The following is a 16,452-nucleotide window of genomic DNA, read 5'->3' as shown; positions in this document are numbered from 1 at the left end:
TGGAAGCTTCTTTGTTAGAATTTTGGGTCTAGTTGATTCCGCTAGACCCTTTTGAGACAGCCCCGCTTCCGGCTTTAGCCGGCTCCAAGCGCAGGCTTGCCTTGCGAATGCTTATACAGCTGCTCGTAGTAGCCCTGCTTCTCGAGCAGCTGCTGGTGATTGCCCTCCTCCACGATGCGGCCCTGGCGCATGACGATGATCCGGTCGGCCTGCATGATGGTAGAGAGGCGATGAGCGATAACCAGCGTCGTACGGCCGGCGGAAACGATCTGCAGCGCGGATTGAACCAGCTGCTCCGTATGCGAGTCCAGATTCGCCGTCGCCTCGTCGAGAATAAGAATTCTCGGCTCGAACACGACGATCCGCGCGAACGAGATTAGCTGGCGTTCGCCTGCCGACAGGCCGCTGCCGCGTTCCGACAGCTTCGTATCGTACCCGTCCTTCATCCGCATGATGAGTGCATCCGCGCCGACGAACGTACAGGCCTGAATGACCTTTTCGTGGGAGATGCTCTCGTCGAAGAGACGCACGTTGTCGATAATGCTGCCGGAGTACAGGAACGGCTCCTGCTGCACGAGGCCGATCATCCGGTGAAGCGTAGCCTGGGGGATTTCGCGCACGTCCGTACCGTCGATGCGGATACTGCCCTTCTGCACATCGTAGAACCGGCACAGGAGACTCATCAGCGAGCTCTTGCCGGCGCCGGTCGTCCCGACGATGCCGATCATCTCGCCCGGACGGATGTGCAAATCCAGATCGTGTATGACGGGAATCCCTTCGGCGTAGCCGAACTGCACATGGTTATAGTCGATGCGGCCCTTCACTTCGGGAAGCGGAATCGACTTCGGCTGCCCGGCGTCCCGAATCTCCGGCTGCATGGAGAATAGACGCCACAGGCGGTCCATGGACACCGTTGTTGATTGAAGCGTGTTCCACTGCTGAGTAATCGAGTTGATCGGTTGAAAAAACTGCCGGATATACGTGATGAACGCATACAGCACGCCGAACTCGATTTCGTGATGGAACACCGCTCTCCCCCCGATCCAGGTCAAGAAAGCGACCGACAGGTTGCCGAGCAGGTCGAAGGAGCGGTTGAAGAACACGTTCGTGCGGATTTCCCGCAGGTTCGCCTCCAGGTAGCTGGTGTTCCGGTCGGTGAAATACTGCTCCTGCCGCTTCTCCTGATGAAACGCTTGAATCAGGTTCATGCCCGCAAGATTCTCTGCTGTGAAAGCGATCAGGCGCGAAAGCCGGGTCCGCGTCAGCTGGTACGTCTTGCGCATGTAGGAACGGAAGCCGATGGCAATGGCCGCGATAATCGGAAGCAGCAGCATGCTGTACCAGGCCAGCGTCGGATCGAGATGGAACATCAGCACAATGATGAAAACAAGCGTCATGCCGTCCCGTATCAAGCTGAGAAACACTTGGGTGAAAAACTGGTTGAGCGTCTCCGTATCGCTGGATACGTGAGTGACCAGACTGCCGTTCGGGAAACGGTCGAAGAACGACATCGACAGCTTGCTGATATGCTCGAACAGTTCCTTGCGGATCCGGCCGACGATGTTTTGACCGGCGAATTGCAGCAGATTGTTCTGAAAATAAGTAAACGTCAGTCCGATAACCGATAATCCGAAATAAATGCCGCAAATGACCAGAAGCTCGCCGAAATCGTTCTTGCCGATCAACAGGTTGTTGTCGATCGCAATCTTTACGAGATACGGCTGCAGCAGGTCCGCCGAGATGGCCAGCGCGGTGCAGATGAACACCGTAAGGAACGTGAAGCGGTGCGGCCGGGCGTAAACCAGCATGGCGCGGAACGCGGCGCGCCGGTTCTCGCTGCTGATCTGATAGGAGCTGCTGATTTCCTCCTCCGGCCGACGTTCGTTATTTTCCTTCGGCATAGCGCGTCCCCTCCTCTTGGATAGCGTATAACGCAGCATAAATTCCTTCTTTGTCCGAGAGAAGCTGACGATGGGTGCCCCGCTGGACGATGCGTCCTTCATCCAGCACGATAATCTCGTCGGCGTGCTTCAGGGCGCTGATCCGGTGCGCGATAATGATCGTCGTTTTATCCTTGCGGCCGAGCCGGAGATTCTCGATGATTTTCGTTTCCGTCACCGCATCGACGGCACTGACGCTGTCGTCCAGGATCAGGAGCGGTGCGTTCTTGATGAAGCCGCGGGCGAGGCTGGTGCGCTGCCGCTGTCCGCCGGAGAGCGTGATGCCGCGTTCGCCGAGCTTCGTCTCGAACCGGTCCGGGAATCCAAGGATATTCTCGTAGATTTGCGCCTGCTTCGCCGCCTTCTCTACCGGCGCAAGCTCCAAATCACGGTTGGAAAAAGCGATGTTGTCGCGGATCGTCGTGCTGAACAGGAAGCCGTCCTGCGGCACGTATGCGATATGATTGCGCAGGCTTTCCAGACTGACCTCCCGGATGTCTTCGCCGCCGACCCACACGGTGCCTGCCGGCGGATCGTAAATCCGGAGAAGCAGCTTGACGAGCGTCGTTTTGCCGCTGCCGGTCTTGCCGATGATGCCCAGCGTCTTGCCGGGAGCTACGTTCAGCGATATATCCTGCAGCGCCGGCTTCGAAGAATCCGGGTATGCAAACGTTAAACCTTCGATGCGGATACCGCCCTCCGGCCGGTGAAGAGGCCCCGCTTGTTCCGCTTCGACGATGTCGGGCCGGACGCAAAGCAGGCTGTTGACCCGCTCAAGCGAGGCTCTGGAGCGCTGCATCGTATTGATGACGTTGCCGATCTGTTGAAGCGGGTTGACGATCATCCGGAGGTACAGCGTGAGCGAGACGAAATTGCCGAGCGTGATGGAGCCCCTGATCGTCAAATATCCGCCGAAGGCGATCGTAATGATCAAAGAAAGCGCACCCATAAAAGGCAAAATGGCTTGGAACAAGGATGACAGCCTTACAAGCCGCAGCTGATTATCACGGATGCGGTCGACCGTTTCGCCGAAGCGGGCGCGCATAATGGGCTCCACGGCGAATTTTTTCGTCACGCGGATGCCTCCGAATTGCTCCTCCGCCGACTCGGTCATTTTGGCCAGCGATTCCTGCACTTTTCGGGAGCGGCTACGAATCTTCGGTCCGAAGATGACGACGATCCATGGTATCGTGAGCAGCGGCAATATACAGATGCCGATCAAGTACAAAGGAATGGAACTGAGGGACATCATTACGATCGCGGATAAAATGAGGATCACAGCGTTCGTCGTTTGGTTGATCCCCTGGGAGATCGATTCCCGGACGGAGGTGACGTCGTTCATGACGTAGCTGAGCAGCTCACCGATGCCGTGCTTGGAATAATAGCTTTCACTGAGGGCCGTAAAATGCCGGAACAGTTTCCGTCGAGTAGAGAATTCGAATTTCCGCCCCAGCCGCATGACCGTATACTGCCCAAGCCCGCCCAGAATGCCGTAAGCTACGCCGATGCTAAGCAGAATGAAAGCATAATCCGCAATAACCGCCTCGGTTATCCGTCCCCCCTGAAGCGTATCCGTAAAGCTGCCGAGCACCTTGGGATAATACGATTGGACGATGTTGGCAACGGTAGTGGAAAGAATCGCGAATACGTAAAAAATCCAGTTGGAGCGCAAATAATCCGCAAGCAAGCGCTGTTCCTTCATGTCGTTTACCACATCCTGTAAGTTTAATTGATCCTAACTTTATATTATACTTAGGGATCCTAAATATTTCACCCGAGTTCAGGCAACCAGAAGTGCCGAATTTTCCGAGAATGCCTCAAAATCGGTTGAAAGAATAGCGTTTATCTTCCATTCGCTTATTATTACTTGATTTTATAAACGGAATACGGGAGCGGATAAGCTTAAGATCACATCTTTGCCGTCCGTGCCCGCCCGTCTATGGGAGTGTCCGCCGGGATGTGCTACGATGAACGCGGACGAATGATTTTCAGGGATAAAAGGAGACGGGACCTATGCCAAAATGGACGGTTGCCGCGGACGGCAGCGGGGAATTCAGGACGATTCAAGCGGCGGTCGACGCCGTGCGCGTACATCAGGAGGAGCCTCATCTTCTGTTCATCAAGAAAGGCGTTTACCGGGAGCGGGTGACGATTCCGGACAACAAGCCGAATATCCGGCTCGTCGGGGAAAGCCCGGAGGAGACGATTCTGGTTTCGGGAGCCTATGCCAGAACGGCCGGTCCGGACGGCAAAGCCATCGGGACGTTCGCCACGCCGACCTGACGGTGGCGGGGAACGATTTCCGAGCGGAACGGCTGACCATTGCGAATGACGCCGGATGGGGGGAGCCGATCGGACAAGCGCTTGCGGTGTATGCTTCCGGCGAGCGGACGGTGCTCGAGCATTGCCGTCTTCTGGGAAATCAGGATACGCTCTATACCGCCAAAGGACGGCAGTATTACAAGCATTGCCTTATCGAAGGGCATGTCGATTTCATCTTCGGCGCCGCTACGGCGGTGTTCGACCGGTGTGAAATCCGTTCATTAAGACAAGGATATATCGCCGCGCCTTCTACGGAAGAACGAACCTTATTCGGTTATGTGTTCCTGGATTGCAGACTGGCGGGGACGGCGGCGGAGGAAACCGTGTATCTCGCCAGACCATGGCGGCGGTTCGGACAGACGCTGTTCGTCCGTACCTGGATGGGGGCGCATATCCGAAGAGAGGGTTGGGATAACTGGAGGGATCCGGGCAACGAGCGGACGGCCCGCTTCGGGGAATACGGGAGCAGCGGGGCCGGTGCGCACCTTGGGCTGCGGGCTCCGTGGGCCAGGCTCCTCAGCGCGGAGGAGGCGGCCGACCTGACGCCGGAGCGGATCTTCTCCGGTCCTGACGGCTGGGTGCCTACAGCTGGAGAAGATCGATCAGGATGAAGAGGAGAAGCAGCGCAACTGCCGCGAAGCGCACCTTCCGGTCGGCGGACGTCAACGGGGCGGAAGCTTCGGCGCTGCCGGCGTTCCCCGCTTGCAGCCTGTAGCCTCTCGCCTCCAATACCATCGCCAGCTCCTCCGCATGCTTCATCATCGACAGCAGGAGCGGGATCATGAACGCCGGCATGTCGCGCAGGCGGATCGAGCCCGGCTTCACATGAACTTTCCCTCGTGCACGGATGATAAGCGACATCCGTTCGATCTCCCGGTGCAGCAGAGGGATAAACCGGAGCAGCAGCGCGGTATATAAGGTGACGGCCCCTACAGGTACGCGAAACCGGCGCAGCCGCGATAAGCCCTGCTCCATCCCGGTCCGCATCTCCCTGGGACCGGTGACCTTGGCGAACAGGATGCCCATCAGCATGACCAGCAGCAGGACGGTCAGCTGGACGAGCGTTCTGCTGCTGTCGGCCCAGGAGAATCCGTACCTTTGCCAGAGTGGGGAGCCTCCCCCAAAGTTCAGCTGAAGCCCGGAGAGAAAGCACGATAAAAGCATGAACATGGCAAAAGGCTTCAGCGGCTTGATCAGCGTACGGGCATGTACGCCCGACAGCCGGACGCAGGCGAAGGCGACGGCGGCTGCAGCGGCCAGCCCGATGACGTGGCTCTGGATGAGCATGCCGGTCGACGCAAGCAAATAAAACCACCACTTCGTGAGCGGATTCAATCCGGCAAGCCGTGCCGGAGTGGGGGCATCCTGCTGCGGCACGGCACCGGACAAGTTTTCCGGCTCCAGGGCGGCGGCCGAATAGAGCTCCATGTCAGGCGCATCCGGTACGAATGCGCCTTGCTGCCGTTCCAGCAGCGCGAGGTGGATCGCCTCGGCAGCGTCCCCGGGAAGCAGGGGCGCCCCGCGTAGGCAGACGCCCAGCTTGCGGAGCTCTCGTTCAATCCGGGAGGAGGCGGGCAATCCGACCCGGGCCTGCAGCAAGGGCTGCGGATCGCTCATCAGCTCGTCCGGACGTCGTACGGCCACAATCCGTCCCTCGTACAAAACGATCACCCGATCCGCCACAGGAAAGAACGTATCGAGGTCATGGCTGGCGATGACGGCCCCTCCTCCGCGGCGTACATGCTCCTTGACCGCGTTCAATAAAGGCGGCACAGCCGACGGATCGATGCCGGCGGTCGGCTCGTCAAGGAGCAGCCACTCTGGCTGCTCCGCCAACGTCACGGCGAAGGCCGCTCTTCGCTTCTGTCCTTCCGAGAGGGTAAGCACCGACCGTTCGATCAGGGAAGCAGGCAGTTTCATTTGCTCCAGTCCCGTCGCCGCCCGCCGCTCGATTTCGTCCTTGGACAGCCGGAAGGGCCGCAGCGAGTAGCGGAATTCCTTCCGCAGCGTCTCGGCGAACAGCTGGCGCTCCGGATATTGAAAGGCCAGACTGACCTTATGCTTGACCGCATCGTTCATGCGGCCGTTCTTCCATAAGGGCTCCGTCCCGTAACGGAGGCTTCCGCCGGCCGGCGGAACGATGCCTGCGAGGGCATGCAGCAGCGTCGTCTTGCCGGAGCCGGTCCGGCCGACGAGGAGCGTGACGGTCCCCGGCTCGAAGCGGCAATCGATGCCGTCCAATATGGCCGCATTCGTTTCCGGGCCTTCCGGACGGACGATGATTTGTTCTGCTAGGATCATTGCGCCGAGCTCACCGCCTTCGCCAAGTCTTCCGGCGTGAGCGGGAGCGGCTCTAGCCGCAGTCCGCGCAGAAGCAAGCCGCGGGCGACGGCTACGGTAAACGGAGGCTGAAAGCCGAGCCGCTCGCACATGCTGGCATCCGGACCTTCATAGAAGAAACGCTCCGGACTGCCTTCGTACACCTGCGCTCCATTCTCCAGAGCGATCGCGCGGTCCGCATAGGCGAGCTCCTCCAGCAGCTGCGTAATCCATACGATCGTCATGCCCGATTGTTGCAATCTACGGGCCGTATGGAGCAGACAATCGCGGGAGAGCGGATCGAGCATCGACGTGGCTTCGTCGAACAGCAGGACATCGGGCCGGACGGCAAGGCAGCCGGCGGCGGCCAGAAGCTGCTTCTGGCCGCCGGACAAGGAAGCGACGGCCGCGTCCGCTTTGTGCTCCAGACCGACCTCCCTCAGAGCCGCCATCGCCCGCTCGCGGATCTGTTCTCCAGGGATGCCCCTATTTTCAAGCCCGAAGCAAACCTCGTCATAAACGGTCTCGCCGAACAGGTGAGTGTCCGGATTTTGAAATATCATTTGGACGAAAGCGGATTCCCGGCCTTGCACATCCGTCATGACGGTTCCCTCCGTCGGGGGGCACAGCCCAGCGATGACTTTGGCTAGGGTGCTCTTGCCCGAGCCGTTAGGACCGACGATAGCCAGCCACTCTCCTTGATGGAGGTCGAGAGTGATGTCCTCGAGCAAAAGGACGGGACCTTCCATGGCGGAAAGCCGGACGGTTACGCCGTCCAAACGGAGAAGCGGGGAGATCGTATTTTTCATAAAAAGACTCTTTTCTATCGGAATAGGGTGTGATAAAATGGCAATTGTTAACCGACGACTATAATAATAGGTTAACAAATAAAAGGAGAATTTTCAATGACATCAAAAGGAGAAATTTCAATGGCATCATCCATTAGTATTCGCGGTCTTGTGTTCAGTACCTTGTTCGGGGCGCTGCTCGTCGCCTCCAGCTTTCTGAACATTCACCTGGGCTTCACGCCGGTGCCCATTTCGTTTCAGAATTTGATCGTTATGCTGGCCGGCGCCATTCTCGGTCCCCTGTACGGCTTCATCAGCATGGCTCTGGTGGTGCTGCTCACCGCCGCAGGGCTTCCTCTGCTGCATGGAAGCGGCGGGATCGGGCTCATCCTAGGGGCGACCGGCGGGTTTGTATGGATGTATCCATTCGCGGCGCTGTTCATCGGATTGCTTGCCGGCAAGATCAAGGGGAGAGGTCCGCTCGCGATCGTTCTGATGTTCTTCGTCATGGAAGCGTTCGGTTCCCTGCTGCTCTATATGACCGGCGTACCTTGGCTTGCGCACGTCACCCACATGCCGCTGCAAAAGGCGATGATCGCCGGTTGTTATCCTTATTTGCCCGGGGATGCGATCAAAGCGGCCGTCGCAGCGTTCGTCGTCATGCCGGTGCGGCAAGTATTCCCTCCTTCACGGCTCCGTTAAATCCATGCTTATCCCATGCTCAATCGCATAGCATTACAGAAATCCCGGCGATCCATTCGGTCGCTGGTTTTTTTAATTGAAAAGAATTTATAAGTTTTCGTAGCTTATAGCTTCGCATCAACCTTGATAAACGCGCTGGTCCTTGTAAGACAAGGGCGGCGCAGCCGTTTATCCTGGTGCGGTCCGAACGGGGCACATGCTGAACTACGGCAACCTGATCATTTTTGCAAAATCGTAAATTAAGACATATGGATGAGTAATTCACCCATATGCCCGCCTCTCCGACTTGATCTATAATGGGATAAAACTTTGCCGGGGAGGCCTTCATGAGCATTGTCTTCGACGCTTCATCGCAAACATTCCTCCGGAAGCTGCGCCTGAAGGGGCTGCGTCCGGACTGGGATTATACCGTGCTCGAATCGGCCGAAGGGTCTGAGCCGGCGTTGTTCGGCGGCGACGAGCTGATGGGAGCGGGACTTAACCTTCCGGTATGGAAAGGGGATTTCCGCAGCCGCCTATACCGGCTGCGAGCCGAGAATAGTACAGGAGGAGTCGTAAGATGAGAAGATACCGGTTCAAGGATTTGCAGGATGTGAGCGAGGGGCATATTCTTCAGAGCGTGCTGGATGGAGAATTCCTGTCCAGCGGAGGGCTTGCCTTTTCCAAGCCGGGAGACCGCAGCCATACGAACGACGGTCCGGACGGGCGCGACTATCACGTGCACAAGGACGACTGCGAAGCGTTCTTCATCCTTCAAGGCAAAGGCATGATGGAGCTGAACGGCGAGATGCATCCGGTACAAACCGGAGACATCCTCATCATTGAGCCGATGGAGGACCATCATCTGATCTCCAGCGAGGAGGATCCCGTCGTAACGCTCTGGTGCCATGCGGGACCTCTGAGGCATAAAAATCAAAGGAGTCCGGAATGAAAGTGATTCGCTTTGGCGTCTGATACGGATTGACATTACATACAAAGGATGGAGAACGAATATGGAGTCCAAGCTGTCGTTTATGGAAGAAATCGATCAACTGGATGTGCTGGATACCCATACGCATTTGGTGGGCGACCGGCTCGCGGCAAAGGATTTCTGGGAAATCGCGCATTACTTCTGGCTTAACCGGGAGATGCAGGCGGCCGGCTATCCGGCGAATGCCCAGGAGCTGCCGGAGAATGAGCGGATCGGCGCGTTTCTAAGCGCTTATCAAGGCTCGCGCAATACGCTGATGAACTGGGTATTGACCCGGATCTTCCAAGAGCTGTACGGGATCGATCTGAAGGATGAACGGTCCGTGCTTGAAGCGGACGAAGCGGTGAAGGCGAGCCATGCCCGTTCCGATTGGGCGCAGCAGGCGGCGGACCAAATGCAGATTCGGGGATTCGTTACGAATATTCCCGAGCATGCGGCCTTCCAAGGCATGCGGCGCAATGCGCTCGTGATCCCCCGGATTGACGGCCGCATTAACGAGTGGACCCGGCGTATCCATCGCTCCACAGGCCGGCCTTTCGAATTCGAGGCGGTCGGCGCGGAGCTGGACGAGCTCCTTGCTTCGTTCACGCAGAAGGGTTATCCGGGCATCATGACGACGCTTCCCCGCTATGGGTCCAGCGCCAACCGGGTGGACGGCGTTCGGGCGGACTCCGAGCCGGACGAGATCCTTATGGCGATTATGCACGCCATCAGCGGCTCCGCCGAACGGCGAGGCTTGTTCGTTCAGCTGTTCCTCGGGGTCGAGCGCTCTTGGTGCGGGGAAGCCGTGCCGGCGAACGATTCGGAGCGCATTCTGAAGATTGCCGGATTGTTTGACAAGTATCATTGCCCCTTCGAGCTCGTCGTCGCTTCGGAGCTGAACAATCTGGATGTCGTGCAGGCCGCCTGGAACTTTCCCAACGTTTCCGTAGGGGGCATGTGGTGGTTTAATTTCCGGGCCAGCACCTATCGGGACGCCATGCAGTACCGCCTCGAAGCGATTCCGTCCATGAAGAGCTCGATCATCGCCTCCGACGCCCGTTGTATCGAATGGAGCTACGGCAAGATCCGGCTCGTCAAGCGGCTGCTGGGGGAATTTCTGTATGAGCGGATGGCGTCGGGCTGGATCGACAAGGAGCTTGCACTTCAGGTCGCGAAGAACTGGCTTCATGACAGCGCGGCGGAGCGGTACCGGTTTTACAAATCGTAAAAAAACACAACCGGTTTCTAAGTTACGCCATGGCTCGTATTCCGTTCCCATAGTATGATCGAGGTATTCAACGGATAAGGAATTGAGGGAGGTTAACCATGGCAAGCAAATCGGCTATATCCAAGCACATCGAAGCCAGCGCTCCGGCAGTTCAAATGAGCTGGGGCGCAACGTTAAAGAGGTATTGGCCGCTTTACGTCATTTCGTTGCCGGGCATTTTCTTTTTTATCATCTTTAAATACTTGCCTTTGTTCGGTTCGGTCATCGCATTCCAGAACTATAACATTTTCAAAGGCATAACGGGCAGCCCGTGGGTAGGGCTCGAGCACTTCAAGCGGATGTTCGCTTATACCGAGTTCCTGATCATCCTGAAGAATACATTGATTATCGGGGTGTACGATCTGGTCTTTGCGTTTCCGGTGCCGATCATTCTTGCTCTGCTGCTCAACGAGATTCGCATCTCCGCATACAAGCGCATTGTCCAGACCGTCGTTTACATGCCTCACTTTCTTTCGTGGGTCATCGTCGGCGGCATTCTGGTCGGACTGCTGTCGCCGACGACGGGCTTCGTGAATCACATCATTAGCTCCTTCGGCTTCCAGCCGATTTATTTCCTGGGGGATAACGATTACATCCGCACCATTCTGATCGGTTCGGGAATATGGAAGGACAGCGGGTGGGGGACGATCATTTATTTGGCGGCGATCGCCGGAATCAACCCTGAGCTGTACGAGGCGGCGGTCATCGACGGAGCGGGCCGTTTAAGGCAAACCTTCTCGATTACGGTGCCGACGATTTTGCCGACAATCATGATTTTGCTTCTCCTGCATATCGGTAACTTCCTTGATTTCGGCTTTGAGCGCGTCTTCGTGTTTCTGAACTCGCTCAACAACCAGAACGGCGAAATTATCGACACCTACGTCTATCGCGCGGGTCTTGTAGACAGGCAGTACAGTTACACTACGGCCATCGGTCTCTTCAAATCGGTTGTCGGCCTCGTGCTCATCGTCATCGGCAACACGCTCAGCAAAAAAACGACCGGCGAAGGCCTGTACTAAGGAAGGGGATTCATCGTATGATCATTAGCAGAGCGCAGCGGGCATTTGAACGATTCAACCTGGTGCTCATGGCGATAATCGGTTTATGCATGTTTCTTCCGCTCCTTCATGTATTGGCCCAATCGCTGAGCAATAACGCAGCCATCAACAGTGGAGCCGTATCCTTCTGGCCGGTAGGCTTTACAATAGGAAACTACAAGCTGCTTGTGGCCGATACGACGATCTGGCTCGCCTTCCGGAACAGTCTGATCATCACGGTCGGCGGAACGTTATTGAACCTCGCGGCTACGGCGTCGCTGGCCTATCCGCTGTCCAGACCGGAATACCGCGGACGCAAGGCCATTCTGATCATTATCTTGATCACTCTGATCTTCCATGCGCCGCTCATTCCGAACTATCTGATCGTCAAGCAGCTCGGGCTTCTCAATACGCTCTGGGTGTTAATGCTCCCGACCATGATCAGCGCATACAACTTATTCGTCATGCGTTCGTTCTTCATGAACCTGCCGACCGAGCTGCTGGATTCCGCCCGGATCGACGGGTGCGGCGAGTTCCGGCTGATCTGGAACATCGTGCTTCCGCTGTCCAAACCGGCCATGGCGACGATGGGGATCATGTACGCGGTAGGGAACTGGAACACCTATGCGGCGGCGATTTACTATATCGATAACCGCAAGCTGTATCCGCTTCAGGTCCGTCTTAGGGAAATTATATTTACGGATAATTTCGGGCAATCGGATATTTCCAACGAGCTGCTCGCGCAGCTTTCGCCGGAAGGCTTGAAGATGGCGGTTATCGTTCTGGCCACCATACCGATCCTGCTGGTTTATCCGTTCTTGCAAAAGCACTTTATTAAAGGGATGATGGTCGGTTCCATCAAGTCCTAAATTGCTTGTCCTCTTCCTATGCTGGAGGAGGATTTTGGCTTTTCTATTCCGAATACTCCCTAAGGAGGAACAGACAATGACGAGAAGTTTGTTGGAACGCATGCTGCCGGCGCCGAAGAACGGCGGTTTCCGGATGGAAGGCCATTGGGTATGGTGCGGTTCGGTGGTTCAGGGAGAAGACGGGCGGTTTCATATGTTCGCTTCCCGCTGGCCCGAGCATCTGCCGATGCACCCGGGCTGGATCGTCGCTTCCGAGATCGTAAGAGCCGTATCCGATACGCCGGAGGGCCCGTACGAGTTTCAAGAGGTCGTTCTCCCTGCCCGGGGCGCGGAATATTGGGACGGACGCAGCACCCATAATCCGCATATCAAAAAATTCGGCGACACGTACCTGTTATACTACATGGGCTCGACGCACCCGTTCGAGGACGTGCAGCCCGGAGAAGCCTACGATTTGGAAGATCCGCGCTGCATCGCCGGACGGGCTAATAAACGCGTCGGGCTGGCCGTTTCGAAGAGCGTGTTCGGCCCATGGGAAAGGCTCGATCAGCCGATTATGCCGACGCGGCCCGGCCGGTTCGACAGCTTCTTGACCTCCAACCCCGCTCCGTGCCTGCATGACGACGGTTCGGTGCTGCTGATCTACAAAGCGCGCCGGTACGAAGGCAATACGCATGGCAAAATGACGATCGGCGCCGCCCGCGTGGATCATTACCGCGGACCTTACCGGGTGCTAAGCGACGATCCCGTCTTTCCTCCGGAGCGCTTCCACATCGAGGATCCGTTCGTGTGGAAGACGGAGGTCGGCTATGCGCTGATCGCCAAGGACATGGACGGCAATCTGGGAGGCGAGAAGCACGGGGGCATTCAGGCCTGGTCGCCGGACGGCGTCGCTTGGCGGCTCGCCGAGAAGCCCCAAGCCTATTCCCGCCGTATCACCTGGGATGACGGCACGGTTCAAGTGATGGGGAATCTGGAGCGTCCATTCCTGCTGTTCCAGAACGGCAAGCCGACGCATTTGTTCGCGGCGACGGCCGATGGCTCAGGGGGATTCCGCAACGCTTCGAATACATGGAATATGGTGATTCCGATCGCTCCGGAATGATCCGGACGGAAGGCTTGTGCTTGGGGCCGGAACCTCAATTCCATTGATGTTCCGGCCCTCCGGCGGTATGATGAAGAAGAGCGGCGTATGCAGTGACGGCATGCGGAGAAAGGAGGCCAGAATCCATGCGCTTGCTCATAGTGGACGATGAACCGGTGATTCGTCTGGGTCTGGTAAAAATGGCGGAGGACTATATGCCCCCCTTTCAACAAATCCGGACGGCGGAGAACGGGGCGGCCGCCATGGAATTGATCCGGGAGGCGCAGCCGGATCTCGTGCTGACGGATATTCGGATGCCGAAGATGGACGGGCTTGCGCTTTGCGAGCAAATCAGCGAGCAATATCCGGGGATCCAGACGGTGGTCATATCCGGCTATAACGATTTTGAATATGCCCAGAAATGTTTGAATTACGGGGTAAAGCATTATCTGCTGAAACCGGTTACCAAGAAGGACGTCCACGACATGCTGGACAACCTCTTGAAGAAACCGGCCCGCAGCTACGTTCCGGTATCCCGTTACGTGGAGCGCGTAGACCGGCTGGAGCAGTCCATCTGGTCGCTGAATATGGAAGAGCTGGACCGGCTGACGGCGGAATGGCGCGACAGCTGCTTGGCCTCGGACATGAGCCTGCCGCAGCTGCGCGAGCTGCTGGAAGATTGCATCGTGCTGCTCAGCAAACGGTTTCAAGCCCGCAGCTACTCCGTTGAGCTTGATCCGGGTTTCCTTCCGGCGGTTAGCATGAAGGAAGCGCTGGACAGCTTCGAGATGCGTCTCCGGCGCATGGCGAATGGTCTTCAAGCCTCGCGCAGCGGCCATTTCAAAGATCCGATGGAAGAGGCGAAGGCTTATATCGATAGCAGGCTGTCGCAGGAAATATCGCTTGAGCAGGTAGCCGGCATGGTCGGTCTGACGCCTACGTATTTCAGCGCGTTATTCAAGAAATTAACGAATCAGACTTTCGTCCAATACCGGATTAATAAACGGATGGAAAAGGCGAAGGAGCTGCTCTCCATCCCGCACATCCGGATTGTCGATGTAGCGGCCGAGGTCGGGTACGAGGATTATCCCCATTTTACGAAAACGTTTAAGAAAATCGTGGGCGTATCGCCCTCGGAATACCGCAGTGGACTGGGGATCAAATAAATGAAGCGATCGAGCCTGTTTCGGAAGCTGTCGATTTATTTCCTGATCGTCATCGGTCTGTCGCTGACGAGCGTTGGCCTGTTCACGTATACGACGTCTTCCCGGGAGCTGGACGTTCTCGTTCAGAACCAGATGACCCAAATCGTGAACAATGCGGTTCATCATACGGATTTATACCTCAAATCCTACTCCCGTTCGATGGTATCGCTGCTAACCAGCCGAGAGGTGAAGGAATTTATCGATCTTCCGGAGCATCCGGAGGAGTACGATTTTTACCGTTACCGGACGTTGATCCGCGATGTGGGCGTGAATCCCGTCTTCATTCGGAATCCGGAAATTGCGGCGATCTATACTATCAGTTTCAATGGGAACGCAGTTTATTATTACAATGAAACGAATGAACAATCGTTCAGCAAAGCGGATACGCTGAAGCAGTTGGAATACTTCAAGCAGAATACGAATCCGAATGGCGATATCGCCATTCTGAACAACACGATTCTAACCGATCAGCGGATGCAGATGCTTACCCTGGTCCGCCAAATTAAAGGGCTGTCCAGCACCCAGATGAAAGGGATACTCGCCATCGAGATGCGATCCGCCGATTTGTCGGCATTGTGGAAGGGCGTCGATCTTGGGCCGAAGGGCTATTTTTTTATTTCGGACGAGCAGGGGAAAGTGATCTACCATCCGGAGGCCGATCAAATCGGCAAGCCGCTTCCTGACAGCTTGAAGCGGAAGATTACCGAGGCCGGTCCCGGCCTGTTCGAGGATACGGAAAACGACGAGCGGCGCATGTACATGTCGCGGAAGTCGGACTATTCCGGCTGGCATCTGACCGTTTCCATGCCGATGGAGGAGCTGCGCAGGCCTCTATCGACTATCCGGACGACGACGATCGTCGTCGGCTTGTTCACCCTCGTCATCGCGCTCGGTCTCGCGTACCGGTTCGGCAAATCCATCACGAGGCCGATTCAGATGCTGAAGGAGGGCATGCGACAGACCGAGAAGGGCAACTGGGCGGTCATTCCGCTGCCGAACTATACCGATGAGGTCGTCGAGCTCATGAAGCGATATAACCTGATGGTGGACCGTCTCTCGGAGTTGGTCGACAAGGTTTATCAGGCCGAGCTGGAAAAGCAGGAGATTCAGCTGGAGCGCCAGAAGGCGGAGTTTCAATCGCTGCAGCTGCAGATTAATCCGCATTTTTTGTACAATACGCTGGAAACGATCGTGTGCTATGCGGTCGTCCGGGATTCCGAGGAAATCTCGGAGATCGTGCGGGCATTGGCTTATATGCTCCGGTATTCGGTACAAACGAATCTGGAAGAGATTACGGTGGCCAACGAGCTGAAGCACGTGATGTACTTTCTGGTCGTGCTGCACCACCGGATCGGCCGGGAGTTCGAGCTGGACGTGGCCGTCAATCCGGATTACCTGCTGTACAAAATGGTGCGGCTCACGCTGCAGCCGCTTGTCGAGAATGCGTTCCAGCATGCGTTCCCGGACGGCGTGGAGGATTTCCACTTCATCCGGATCGATGCCGGGGAAGAGAACGGGAAGTTCTGGGTGAGCGTAGAGGACAACGGTGTCGGGATGACCGAGGAAAAGCTGGCGCAGCTGCGCGGCAAGCTGAATCAGAATCGTCTGGCGGAGGGCAAGCCGGATGAGGAGGGCCGAAAAGGCGGCATCGGCCTTCTGAACGTGCATCGGAGGGTACAGATGGTATTCGGCGATGATTACGGACTGCGTATCGAAAGCGAGTATGAGAAGGGCACCAGATTTATTCTGGAAATGCCCGCTCAAACGAAGCCGACGGACTAAACGCAGCGCCACGGCTGCATCCGTACAGTTTGGATACCGTCATAGCCGTTACGCTTGGAAGCGTATGAAACCGAACAAACGTAAAATGGGGAAAGTATTTTGCCGAGTATGTAGAGCCGTACTTGCAGCCACTGCACAATCAAACAGCCGAAGATTCGATGAGAATCTTCGGCTGTTTGACGTAC

15 protein-coding genes are annotated in these 16,452 nt (G+C 56.6%); 11 read left to right on the top strand and 4 right to left on the bottom strand.

All coding sequences use genetic code 11. The features are described from left to right. Positions 1 to 74: 74 nt before the first annotated feature. Together O9H85_RS17615 and O9H85_RS17610 are read right to left on the bottom strand one after the other, a co-directional pair. On the bottom strand, positions 75 to 1,901 hold the full coding sequence (locus O9H85_RS17615; RefSeq protein ID WP_269882739.1) for an ABC transporter ATP-binding protein: 1,827 nt from the start codon (positions 1,899 to 1,901) through the stop codon (positions 75 to 77). Further along, positions 1,885 to 3,642, bottom strand: coding sequence for an ABC transporter ATP-binding protein (locus tag O9H85_RS17610; RefSeq protein WP_269882738.1), 1,758 nt, complete (start codon positions 3,640 to 3,642; stop codon positions 1,885 to 1,887). Before O9H85_RS17610 ends, O9H85_RS17615 begins: the two co-directional genes overlap by 17 nt. A 311-nt stretch (positions 3,643 to 3,953) precedes the next feature. Here O9H85_RS17610 and O9H85_RS17605 point away from each other — a divergent pair, with 311 nt between their 5' ends. Together O9H85_RS17605 and O9H85_RS17600 are read left to right on the top strand one after the other, a co-directional pair. Beyond that, positions 3,954 to 4,223 carry a pectinesterase family protein gene (locus O9H85_RS17605; RefSeq protein ID WP_269882737.1) on the top strand — a complete coding sequence of 90 codons (270 nt, stop codon included), beginning with the start codon at positions 3,954 to 3,956 and terminating at the stop codon, positions 4,221 to 4,223. Positions 4,224 to 4,225: 2 nt separating this feature from the next. After that, the gene (locus O9H85_RS17600; RefSeq protein WP_269882736.1) at positions 4,226 to 4,873 is read left to right on the top strand and encodes a pectinesterase family protein; all 648 of its coding nucleotides are present in this window, start codon (positions 4,226 to 4,228) and stop codon (positions 4,871 to 4,873) included. Here O9H85_RS17600 and O9H85_RS17595 read toward each other — a convergent pair. Next, on the bottom strand, positions 4,845 to 6,563 hold the full coding sequence (locus O9H85_RS17595) for an ATP-binding cassette domain-containing protein (protein ID WP_269882735.1): 1,719 nt from the start codon (positions 6,561 to 6,563) through the stop codon (positions 4,845 to 4,847). The two genes, O9H85_RS17600 and O9H85_RS17595, sit on opposite strands and share 29 nt — an antisense overlap. Beyond that, complete coding sequence (locus tag O9H85_RS17590) at positions 6,560 to 7,390, bottom strand: energy-coupling factor ABC transporter ATP-binding protein (RefSeq protein ID WP_269882734.1); 831 nt, start codon at positions 7,388 to 7,390, stop codon at positions 6,560 to 6,562. Before O9H85_RS17590 ends, O9H85_RS17595 begins: the two co-directional genes overlap by 4 nt. A 120-nt stretch (positions 7,391 to 7,510) precedes the next feature. Here O9H85_RS17590 and O9H85_RS17585 point away from each other — a divergent pair, with 120 nt between their 5' ends. The 9 genes from O9H85_RS17585 (at position 7,511) to O9H85_RS17545 (ending at position 16,267) form a co-directional block, all read left to right on the top strand. Beyond that, a complete protein-coding gene (locus tag O9H85_RS17585) occupies positions 7,511 to 8,071 on the top strand; it encodes a biotin transporter BioY (RefSeq protein WP_269882733.1) in 561 nt (186 codons plus the stop codon). A 326-nt stretch (positions 8,072 to 8,397) separates the two neighbouring features. Beyond that, a complete protein-coding gene (locus O9H85_RS17580; RefSeq protein ID WP_269882732.1) occupies positions 8,398 to 8,634 on the top strand; it encodes a GH36 C-terminal domain-containing protein in 237 nt (78 codons plus the stop codon). Continuing rightward, positions 8,631 to 9,002, top strand: a complete 372-nt coding sequence (locus O9H85_RS17575) for a cupin domain-containing protein (protein ID WP_269882731.1) — start codon at positions 8,631 to 8,633, stop codon at positions 9,000 to 9,002. Before O9H85_RS17580 ends, O9H85_RS17575 begins: the two co-directional genes overlap by 4 nt. Before the next feature lie 61 nt (positions 9,003 to 9,063). Then, positions 9,064 to 10,251: a glucuronate isomerase gene (locus O9H85_RS17570; protein WP_269882730.1), complete on the top strand. Its 1,188-nt coding sequence runs from the start codon at positions 9,064 to 9,066 to the stop codon at positions 10,249 to 10,251. A gap of 155 nt (positions 10,252 to 10,406) precedes the next feature. Then, positions 10,407 to 11,309, top strand: a complete 903-nt coding sequence (locus tag O9H85_RS17565) for an ABC transporter permease (RefSeq protein WP_269882901.1) — start codon at positions 10,407 to 10,409, stop codon at positions 11,307 to 11,309. Between the two features lie 17 nt (positions 11,310 to 11,326). Further along, positions 11,327 to 12,196, top strand: a complete 870-nt coding sequence (locus O9H85_RS17560) for a carbohydrate ABC transporter permease (RefSeq protein ID WP_269882729.1) — start codon at positions 11,327 to 11,329, stop codon at positions 12,194 to 12,196. 76 nt (positions 12,197 to 12,272) lie between these two features. Then, positions 12,273 to 13,301 carry a glycoside hydrolase family protein gene (locus O9H85_RS17555; protein WP_269882728.1) on the top strand — a complete coding sequence of 343 codons (1,029 nt, stop codon included), beginning with the start codon at positions 12,273 to 12,275 and terminating at the stop codon, positions 13,299 to 13,301. Positions 13,302 to 13,426: 125 nt separating this feature from the next. Next, complete coding sequence (locus O9H85_RS17550; RefSeq protein ID WP_269882727.1) at positions 13,427 to 14,446, top strand: response regulator; 1,020 nt, start codon at positions 13,427 to 13,429, stop codon at positions 14,444 to 14,446. After that, positions 14,447 to 16,267, top strand: coding sequence for a cache domain-containing sensor histidine kinase (locus O9H85_RS17545; protein WP_269882726.1), 1,821 nt, complete (start codon positions 14,447 to 14,449; stop codon positions 16,265 to 16,267). Positions 16,268 to 16,452: the final 185 nt, after the last annotated feature.

It is taken from the genome of Paenibacillus gyeongsangnamensis (assembly GCF_027533625.1).
Classification (GTDB): Bacteria; Bacillota; Bacilli; order Paenibacillales; family NBRC-103111; genus Paenibacillus_G; species Paenibacillus_G gyeongsangnamensis.
This window is presented reverse-complemented; position numbering and strand designations above follow the sequence as displayed.

Coding starts and splice junctions, on each gene's coding strand:
- O9H85_RS17615 (WP_269882739.1), bottom strand. CDS start 1,901: ATGCCGAAGGAAAATAACGAACGTCGGCCGGAGGAGGAAATCAGCAGC.
- O9H85_RS17610 (WP_269882738.1), bottom strand. CDS start 3,642: ATGAAGGAACAGCGCTTGCTTGCGGATTATTTGCGCTCCAACTGGATT.
- O9H85_RS17605 (WP_269882737.1), top strand. CDS start 3,954: ATGCCAAAATGGACGGTTGCCGCGGACGGCAGCGGGGAATTCAGGACG.
- O9H85_RS17595 (WP_269882735.1), bottom strand. CDS start 6,563: ATGATCCTAGCAGAACAAATCATCGTCCGTCCGGAAGGCCCGGAAACG.
- O9H85_RS17590 (WP_269882734.1), bottom strand. CDS start 7,390: ATGAAAAATACGATCTCCCCGCTTCTCCGTTTGGACGGCGTAACCGTC.
- O9H85_RS17585 (WP_269882733.1), top strand. CDS start 7,511: ATGGCATCATCCATTAGTATTCGCGGTCTTGTGTTCAGTACCTTGTTC.
- O9H85_RS17580 (WP_269882732.1), top strand. CDS start 8,398: ATGAGCATTGTCTTCGACGCTTCATCGCAAACATTCCTCCGGAAGCTG.
- O9H85_RS17575 (WP_269882731.1), top strand. CDS start 8,631: ATGAGAAGATACCGGTTCAAGGATTTGCAGGATGTGAGCGAGGGGCAT.
- O9H85_RS17570 (WP_269882730.1), top strand. CDS start 9,064: ATGGAGTCCAAGCTGTCGTTTATGGAAGAAATCGATCAACTGGATGTG.
- O9H85_RS17565 (WP_269882901.1), top strand. CDS start 10,407: ATGAGCTGGGGCGCAACGTTAAAGAGGTATTGGCCGCTTTACGTCATT.
- O9H85_RS17560 (WP_269882729.1), top strand. CDS start 11,327: ATGATCATTAGCAGAGCGCAGCGGGCATTTGAACGATTCAACCTGGTG.
- O9H85_RS17555 (WP_269882728.1), top strand. CDS start 12,273: ATGACGAGAAGTTTGTTGGAACGCATGCTGCCGGCGCCGAAGAACGGC.
- O9H85_RS17550 (WP_269882727.1), top strand. CDS start 13,427: ATGCGCTTGCTCATAGTGGACGATGAACCGGTGATTCGTCTGGGTCTG.
- O9H85_RS17545 (WP_269882726.1), top strand. CDS start 14,447: ATGAAGCGATCGAGCCTGTTTCGGAAGCTGTCGATTTATTTCCTGATC.